Annotated in this window: 9 protein-coding genes and 1 riboswitch; of the genes, 5 read left to right on the forward strand and 4 right to left on the reverse strand. The window is 69.9% G+C overall.

Annotation, left to right across the window (positions count from 1 at the left end; translation table 11 throughout):
- Positions 1–62: 62 nt before the first annotated feature.
- Positions 63–1,025, forward strand: a complete 963-nt coding sequence (locus ABGA98_RS20655) for an SAM-dependent methyltransferase (protein WP_347619967.1) — start codon at positions 63–65, stop codon at positions 1,023–1,025.
- Here the strand turns inward: ABGA98_RS20655 and ABGA98_RS20660 are convergent.
- Complete coding sequence (locus ABGA98_RS20660) at positions 1,009–2,202, reverse strand: cytochrome P450 (RefSeq protein ID WP_347619968.1); 1,194 nt, start codon at positions 2,200–2,202, stop codon at positions 1,009–1,011. The two genes, ABGA98_RS20655 and ABGA98_RS20660, sit on opposite strands and share 17 nt — an antisense overlap.
- On the reverse strand, positions 2,202–2,987 hold the full coding sequence (locus tag ABGA98_RS20665) for a TerC family protein (protein WP_347619969.1): 786 nt from the start codon (positions 2,985–2,987) through the stop codon (positions 2,202–2,204). Before ABGA98_RS20665 ends, ABGA98_RS20660 begins: the two co-directional genes overlap by 1 nt.
- Before the next feature lie 114 nt (positions 2,988–3,101).
- Positions 3,102–3,217, forward strand: a riboswitch (SAM riboswitch).
- Positions 3,218–3,345: 128 nt separating this feature from the next.
- Here ABGA98_RS20665 and ABGA98_RS20670 point away from each other — a divergent pair.
- Positions 3,346–4,551 carry an aminotransferase class V-fold PLP-dependent enzyme gene (locus ABGA98_RS20670; protein WP_347619992.1) on the forward strand — a complete coding sequence of 402 codons (1,206 nt, stop codon included), beginning with the start codon at positions 3,346–3,348 and terminating at the stop codon, positions 4,549–4,551.
- A gap of 2 nt (positions 4,552–4,553) precedes the next feature.
- Here the strand turns inward: ABGA98_RS20670 and ABGA98_RS20675 are convergent, their stop codons facing one another.
- Positions 4,554–5,207, reverse strand: coding sequence for a DoxX family protein (locus ABGA98_RS20675; protein WP_347619970.1), 654 nt, complete (start codon positions 5,205–5,207; stop codon positions 4,554–4,556).
- A gap of 123 nt (positions 5,208–5,330) precedes the next feature.
- Between ABGA98_RS20675 and ABGA98_RS20680 the strand changes: the two genes are divergently transcribed.
- The 3 genes from ABGA98_RS20680 to ABGA98_RS20690 are packed head-to-tail and all read left to right on the forward strand — an operon-like array spanning position 5,331 to position 7,781.
- Positions 5,331–6,476 carry an NADH-quinone oxidoreductase subunit D gene (locus ABGA98_RS20680; protein ID WP_347619971.1) on the forward strand — a complete coding sequence of 382 codons (1,146 nt, stop codon included), beginning with the start codon at positions 5,331–5,333 and terminating at the stop codon, positions 6,474–6,476.
- Positions 6,473–7,603 carry an acyltransferase gene (locus ABGA98_RS20685; protein WP_347619972.1) on the forward strand — a complete coding sequence of 377 codons (1,131 nt, stop codon included), beginning with the start codon at positions 6,473–6,475 and terminating at the stop codon, positions 7,601–7,603. Before ABGA98_RS20680 ends, ABGA98_RS20685 begins: the two co-directional genes overlap by 4 nt.
- Positions 7,596–7,781 carry a hypothetical protein gene (locus ABGA98_RS20690; protein ID WP_347619973.1) on the forward strand — a complete coding sequence of 62 codons (186 nt, stop codon included), beginning with the start codon at positions 7,596–7,598 and terminating at the stop codon, positions 7,779–7,781. Before ABGA98_RS20685 ends, ABGA98_RS20690 begins: the two co-directional genes overlap by 8 nt.
- 36 nt (positions 7,782–7,817) lie before the next feature.
- Here ABGA98_RS20690 and ABGA98_RS20695 read toward each other — a convergent pair.
- A partial coding sequence (locus tag ABGA98_RS20695) for a transposase (RefSeq protein WP_347619974.1) occupies positions 7,818–8,310 on the reverse strand: 493 nt, incomplete at its 5' end.

Genomic DNA, 8,310 nt, shown 5'->3' on the forward strand with positions numbered 1-8,310 from the left:
GGACACTCAGTGGTCTCTCAATAACGCACTGTGCCCGGCGAAAGTCATGAGATAGTCCAGACATGTGGCTCACCTGGCGCGCCGCGACGGAGCGCGCGCTTTACGGCGAGGAGGGCTTCTACCTCCGCGAACGCCCTTCAGGCCACTTCCGCACCTCGGTCAGCGCCTCGGCCGCGTTCGCCGACGCGGTGCTGGCGTTGCTCGCCGAGGTGGACGCCGAGCTCGGCTCCCCCGGCGTGCTCGATCTGGTCGACATCGGCGCGGGCGAGGGCACGCTGGTCACCCAGGTCCTGGCCGCCGCCGAGCCCGGCCTGCGCGACCGGCTGCGCATCACCGCCGTCGACCTCTGCCCCCGGCCCGAGGGCGTGCCCGAACGGATCCGCTGGCGCCCCGACCTGCCCGCCGCCGTCACCGGGCTGGCCATCGCCAACGAATGGCTCGACAACGTCCCGCTCGACGTGGTGGAGCAGACCCCCCAGGGCCCGCGGCTGCTCATGGTCGACGTTCGCACCGGAGAGGAGCGGCTCGGCGGCCCTCCCGAGCCGACCGACCTCGAATGGCTCGAACGATGGTGGCCGTTGCGCCGGGTGGGGGCGCGCGCGGAGATCGGCTGCCCCCGCGACAGAGCCTGGGCGTCGGTCCTGGCACGCCTCGTCAAAGGCAGAGCGATCGCCATCGATTATGCACATCCTGTGGATAACCGTCCCCCCTGTGGCACCCTGACCGGATACCGCGACGGCGCGGTCGTGACCCCCGTCCCCGACGGCACCTGCGACATCACGGCACATGTCGCGCTCGACGCGTGCGCGGAGGCCGGCCGCGGGGCCGGTGCGCTATCCACAACCTTGTCCACACAACGTGACGCCCTCAAGGCCCTCGGCATCACCGGCGCCAGGCCGCCCGCCGACCTGGCCCACATCGATCCGCGCGGCTACCTGCGTGCCCTGGCCAGAGCCTCCGAGGAGGGCGAGCTGATCGACCCGTCGGGCCTCGGCGGCTTCGGCTGGCTCAGCCAGTCGCGGTGAGCTCCAGGGATCGCAGGCCGCGGATGACGTAGCCGGGCTTCCACTCCGGCTCCCGCCGCAGCTCCAGCGTGGCCGCGCGATCCAGGAGCGCCCCGAACGACTCCACGAGCTCGATCCTGGCCAGCGGCGCCCCCAGGCAGAAGTGGATCCCGGCGCCGAAGGAGATGTGCGGGTTGTCGGCACGGCTGACGTCGAGCCTGTCAGGGTCGTCGAACACCGTCTGGTCCCGATTGGCCGACCCGAACAACAACGCCACCTCCGCGCCACGCGGGATCTCCACGTCGTGCACCTCGATGTCCTCCAGCACCCAGCGCTCGAACATCTGCAGCGGCGTGTCCCAGCGCATCAGCTCCTCCACGGCCGTGGGCAGCAGGGAGCGGTCCTCGCGCAGCCGTACGAGCTCGGCGGGGTTTCTGAACAGCGACCACCAGCCGTTGCCCGTCACGTTCACGGTGGCCTCGTGACCGGCGTTGAGCAGCAGGACGCACGTGCCGACCAGCTCGTCCTCGGTCAGCTCGGCAATCTGGGTGAGCGCGCTGATCAGGTCTTCGCCGGGGCGCGGCCGGCGCTCGGCGGCCAGGGCCCTGAGGTACCCGGCGAACTCCTCCGCCGCGCGGACTGCGGTGTGCTGGGCGTCGGGGGCGGGGTTGAGCTCGTACATGCCGCAGATGTCGGCCGACCACGGGCGCAGCAGGTGGCGGTCCTGGCCGGGGATGCCGAGCATCTCGGCGATCACGGTGACCGGCAGCGGCTCGGCGACCTCGGCGATCAGGTCGCCACCGCCCTTGGCGACGTACGTGTCCACCAGCTCCCGGGCGATGGCGCGGACCCGGGGGCGCAGCGACTCGACCATGCGCGGCGTGAACGCCTTGGAGACCAGCCGGCGCAGCCTCGTGTGCACCGGCGGCTCCACGTCGAGCATGCCCGCCCTGATGACCCGCCAGAACGGCTCCTGGAACTCCGGCTCCGGTGGCCTGCCGAACTCCTCGTGCGTGGCCACGTGCAGGTAGGAGCGGCCGAGGCGGCGGTCTCTGAGCAGCGCGTTGACGTCCGCGTGGCGCGAGATCAGCCACTGGTTCGTCGGTTCGAAGTAGCTGATCGGGGCCTCGCGCCGCAGCTCTTCGTAGACGCCGTACGGGTGAGCCACGAAATCCGGATTCCAGGGATCAAAGCGCATCATTTCATCTTAGAAGCGGGATCCTCCGTCGCGGGAGTGGTCTCTTCCGTCTCCTCCTCCAGCGCCCGCTGCCTGGCGTGCCTGCCGCGCATGCGGATGTTCAACAGCTCCACGATCACCGAGAACGCCATCGCGAAGTAGATGTAGCCCTTGGGGATGTGCTGGCCGAGGCCCTCGGCGACGAGCATCACCCCGATCAGCACGAGGAACGCCAGCGCCAGCATCTTGATGGTCGGATGCCGGTCGACGAACCTGCTGATCGGCCCGGAGGCGAACAACATCACCAGCACCGCCACCACGACCGCCGCGACCATCACGCCGAGCTCGTCGACCATGCCGACGGCAGTGATCACGGAGTCGAGCGAGAAGACGACATCGAGCACCATGATCTGCACGATCACGGACGTGAAGGAGGCCGCCGCGGCCTTCCTGCCGTCCTTGCCGTGCGGCCCCTCCATGCTGTGGCCGATCTCCGTGACGCTCTTGGCCAGCAGGAACAGGCCGCCGAGCAGCAAGATCAGATCGCGCCCCGAGATGTCGTGGCCGAAGACCGCGAACAGCGGATCGGTCAGGCGTACCACCCACGACAGTCCGAGCAGCAGGAGCAGGCGGCTGATCAGCGCCGCGGCCAGGCCGAGCACGCGGGCCCGGTCACGCTGCTCCGGAGGCAGCTTGCCCGCCAGGATGGAGATGAAGATGATGTTGTCGATCCCCAGCACGATCTCCAGGGCGACAAGAGTGAGAAAGCCGATCCAGATCTGCGGGTCGGCCACCCATTCCAGCATTTACGCACCTCCAAGGCATGTGACGGCGGGTCTCCCGATAGCAACGACTCAGTTGCCCCATAAGTTCGCCCGCTTGCGATCCATGCCCGGGTACGGGTTATAGTCCTTGACGTAGGTCATGAGTGCCAGCGACAAGCCCCGGCTAGCTGGCCGGCAACCCTCGCGTCCGCGGCGGGGTGCCCCGGGTGAAGACCTGGTCCGTCACGAGGTGTGGCGGGCAAGCGCGGGCTCCGCTGGCTGCTCCAGGGGTCCGACGACCCCGAGGAGGACTGCCGTGTCCACGCTGACGATCTTCAGGTCCGCCCACGTCCGAGCGGACGAGGCCCCCGCCACCACCGAGGAACGGCGCGTCCCCGCCGTGCTCGGCGCCGACCTCAAGGTGCCGGTCAAGGGCGGCAGGCTGGTGAGCTACGCCAACCTCGACTACGCCGCCAGCGCCCCCTGTCTCGCGCCGGTCAGCGCGGCCGTCGCCGCCGCGCTCCCGGCCTACTCCAGCGTCCACCGCGGCGCGGGCTACGCCTCCCAGCTCACCACCGCCCGCTACGAGCAGGCCCGCCACACGGTCAGCGCGTTCGCCGGCGCCCGGCCGGACGACGCCGTGATCTTCACCCGCAACACCACCGACGCCACCAACCTGCTCGCCCGCTGCCTGCCCGAGGGCACGACCACCGTGGTCTTCGACACCGAGCACCACGCCTCCCTCCTCCCCTGGCCCCGGTCCGTACGGCTGGCGCCACCCGCCTTCCCCGGCCAGGCCGTGCGCGCCGCCGACGACGCACTGGCCGCGATCGACGGGCCCAAGCTGCTCGTGGTCACCGCCGCCTCCAACGTCACCGGCGAGCTGTGGCCCATCGCCGCGCTGGCCCACATCGCGCACCGCCACGGCGCCAGGATCCTGGTGGACGCCGCGCAGCTCGTACCGCACCGGCGGCTCAACCTCACCGCGCTCGACCTCGACTACGTGGCCTTCTCCGGGCACAAGCTCTATGCGCCCTTCGGGGCCGGCGTGCTGATCGGGCGGCGTGACTGGCTGGCGGGGGCGGAGCCGTACCTGAAGGGCGGGGGCGCGGTCCGGTCGGTGGCCGGCGCCGTCGAGTGGCACGACGACCCAGAGCCGCGGCACGAGGCGGGCACGCCGAACGTGCTCGGCGCCATCGCGCTGGCCGCGGCCTGCGACGCGCTCACCGCCACCGGGTGGACCCCGCTGGTGCGCGAGGAGGAGCGGCTGATCGCCCGGCTGCGGGCCGGTCTCGCCTCGATCGAGGGCGTACGCGAGCTGTCCCTGTGGGGGGAGGACCACCCGCGCGTGGGCATCGTGTCGTTCACCGTCGACGGCCGCCCGGCCCGCGAGGTGGCCGAGGTGCTGTCCGGCGAATACGGCATCGGGGTGCGCGACGGCAAGTTCTGCGCGCACCCGTTCGTCCGTCACCTGGTGGACGTGCGCTCGGGCGGCGGTTGCGAGGACGGCACGGCATCAGCGGTGCGCGCCTCGATCGGCATCGGCACCACGCAGGAGCACGTGGACCGGCTGATCGAGGCGCTGCGCGACCTCACCTCCCGCTGAGGTCAGCCTTTCGGCGGTTCGCCGCGGCGCGGTGGCGGCTCGTCGCCGACCAGGGCGTCGATGTCCCGCATGTCCTGGTCGCTGAGCTTGCTGTCCTTCGGCGCGCTCGACTGCCGGGGCACCTGGGGCGGCTCCTGCTGCGCCGGCTCGGGCGTCGTCGGGCCCCCGGCCGCACCGGTCGTGGTCGTGCCACGCGTGGCGGGCGTGCGGGCGGCGAGCTCCGCCTCGGCCGCACGGCGTTCGGCACGCCTGCGCGACATCGTGCGGACGATGCCGTCCAGGCCGAACCTGCCGCCGCCCAGCACGAGGAACAGCAGGCTCAGCGTGCCCAGGGCGGCCGGCAGCTCCCAGCCGTTGTCGGAAGTCATCGGGGTGAGCCCCCAGTGCACGAAGAAGATGGCGCCCAGCATGTTGATCAGCAGCAGCAACGCCACCGGCCTGACCAGCAAGCCGAGAATCAGGAAGATGCCGCCGACGGTCTCCACGACGGTCGCGTAGGAGGCGGCCAGCTCGGGCAGCGGGATCCCCGACTCCCTGAAGCCCTGCGCGGTGGCGCCCAGGCCGCCCTGCCACTTCTGCCATCCATGGGCCAGGAAGATCACGCCCGTCACCACGCGCGCGATCAGGGCCGCGACGTCGAACAATACCCTTTTCATGGTGATTTCCCCCCCATTCCAGGTATCCCTCCCCATGTCCGACTTCGGGATGCACCTTCATACCAAGCTTTGACCGTCCGCCCCGCGCTGGATCGACACCCACGACGGTGGCAGCATGGCCATATGACGGAACGTGTGGTCGGAATCGGTGCGGGCGCGAAAGAACTGGCCACCGAGGACATGATCCTCAACATCGGCCCGCAGCACCCGTCGACCCACGGGGTGCTCAGGCTCCGGCTGACGCTCGACGGCGAGCGCATCGCCACCGCCGAGCCGATCATCGGCTACATGCACCGCGGCGCGGAGAAGTTGTTCGAGGTCCGCGACTACCGCCAGATCATCATGCTCGCCAACCGGCACGACTGGCTGTCAGGGTTCGCCAACGAGCTGGGCGTGGTACTCGCCGCCGAACGCCTGCTCGGCATGGAGCCGCCGGTCAGGGCCGTGTGGGCGCGTACGCTGCTCGCCGAGCTCAACCGGGTGCTCAACCACCTGATGTTCCTCGGCTCCTACCCCCTGGAACTGGGCGCGATCACCCCGCTGTTCTACGCCTTCGACGAGCGCGAGCGCATCCAGGCCGTCATGGAGGAGATCTCCGGCGGACGCATGCACTACATGTTCAACCGGGTCGGCGGGCTCAAGGAGGACCTGCCACTCGGCTGGCTCGACCGCGTGTCGGCGGCCGTCGAGCAGACCCGCCGCCGCGTCCCCGACATCGAGAACCTCATCCTGTACAACGACATCTTCCTGGCCCGCACCAGGGGCGTCGGCGTGCTGACCCACGACCAGATCATGCAGTACGGCGTCAGCGGCCCCATCGCCCGCGCCTCCGGCGTCGACTTCGACCTGCGCCGCGACGACCCCTACCTCGCCTACCCCGAGCTGCCCGTCAAGGTGGTCACCAGGAGCGCCGGCGACTGCCACGCCCGCTTCGAGGTCCTGCTCGAGCAGCTCAAGGTCTCGCTCGACCTGGCCGACGCCTGCGCCGAACGGCTGCGCGCACTGCCCCCCGGGCCGATCAACCAGCGGCTGCCCAAGGTGCTCAAGGTGCCGGAGGGTCACACGTACGCGTGGACCGAGAACCCGCTCGGCATCAACGGCTACTACCTCGTCTCCAGGGGCGACAAGACGCCGTGGCGGCTCAAGCTGCGCTCCGCCTCCTACAACAACATCCAGGTGCTGCGCGAGGTGTTGCCCGGCCACCTGGTGGCCGACATGGTCGCCATCCTCGGCTCGATGTTCTTCGTCGTGGGTGACATCGACAAGTGACGACACAGGAACGCGACAAGTACGTCGACTGGCTGCGCGCCCTGAGCCTGATCGTCGTGGTGGTGTGGCACTGGGCGTTCACCATTCTCGAGTGGAAGCCGCACGGCCCCGAGCCCACCAGCCCGCTGGGCTTCACCTCGGGCCTGTGGATCCTCACCTGGCTGCTGCAGGTGCTGCCGCTGTTCTTCTACGTCGGCGGTCACGTGCACCTGCTGTCCTGGAACCGGGCCAGGGCCCGGGGCGTCGGCATCGGCTCGTTCGTCCTGCGGCGCATCCGCGCGCTGGCCTTACCCGCGCTGTCCCTGTCCGGCGTGTGGGTCCTCATCGGAGCCACCGTCACGTGGGCGTTCGACGTCGACTGGATGTGGCGGGTCGTAGTGCTGGTGCTCAGCCCGCTGTGGTTCCTCGGCGTCTACCTGGTGCTGATCGCGCTGCTGCCGGTGGCGCTCTGGCTGCACAGCCGCTACGACGTGCTCGCCCTGATCTGGCTCGGCGGCGCGGCCCTGGTGATCGACGTGGTGCGCTTCAGCTACGGCGTCGACCCGGCGGGCTGGCTCAACATGCTCATCGTCTGGGGGCTCGCGCACCAGGCCGGCTTCTTCTACGACCGGGTCGTGGCGCTGCCCCGGCGCTACGACAAGGGACTGCTGTGGACCGGGCTGTTCGCCCTGTTCGGGCTGGTCTACTCCGGCATCTATCCCGGGTCGATGGTGGGCGTCCCCGGCGACAAGTGGTCGAACATGGCGCCGCCCACGTTCGTGATCGTGGCCCTGCTGCTCTTCCAGATCGGGCTCGTGGAGGTGCTGCGGCCGTCCATGGAGCGCGTACTCGTGCGGCCGGGCTGGCGCCGGGTGAACGACTTCATCAACCGCTACTCGCTGCCGCTGTTCCTCTTCCACACCACCGGCATGGCCATCGCGCTGGGGTTGTCGTGGTGGTGGTTCGGCACCATGGGCACGCAGATCCCGCCCGACCTGAAATGGTGGCTGGAGCGCCCCATCGCCGTCATCGGCCCGCTGGTCTGCACCGCCCCGGTCATCTACCTCTTCGGCCGGCGCCGCCGCACGCCTGTGCGCCAAAAGCAGGGCGAGGACGTCGGCCGCTCCCTAGGCTCGGAACATGGCTGACATCGGCTTCCACGCCACCGCCGAGGACGAGCGGATCATCCGTGCCGCGCTGCGGGAAGGTGAGCGGCCGAGCGACGTGATCCGCCGCGCGCTCCGTGTCCTGCACCGGGAGATGTGGCACGACCGGGTCCGCGCGGGCGCCCGGCGCAGCACCGAAGACCTTCCCGGCGAGCACTAGTCGCAATGCCGTGTAGTTAAGGTCTGCGCCAGTGCGTCAAGGCTCTGGGCTGGTGTGGATCTCCATGCTGATCGTGGCTTTGTAGCTGGTGCGATCGACGGTGCCTCGTGCGTTGTACTTGGAGATGGCGCGTTTGACGATGCGGGGGCGGGTGCGGATGCGCCGGTCGGGCATGAGGTTGGCCATGACATGGCGTCCGATGGTGCCGAGCACGTCGATGGTAGTGCCGGCAATCACTGCGGCGGCTTGAATGACCAGGTCGCGGGCGGTGTTCAGGGCGATGGCGAAGCTGGCCCGGTCGGGATCGGTATCCGGTCGGCAGGCGGTGGCCTCGGCCATGGCCAGGCGCAGGAGTTGATAGGTGAGCAGGAGAGCGTGGACTTCCTGGTCCAGGCCCTCGGGGGTGCGGGCGCGCAGGACTCGTCCGCCCAGGATGGTGGATTTGATCTCCAAATAGGCGGTCTCGATCTCCCAGCGCTGGTGGTAGAGGGCCAGCAGGTCGGCTGCGGGATGGCGGTGGGAGTCGGTC

The organism is Nonomuraea sp. B1E8, from assembly GCF_039871515.1.
Taxonomy (GTDB): domain Bacteria; phylum Actinomycetota; class Actinomycetes; order Streptosporangiales; family Streptosporangiaceae; genus Nonomuraea.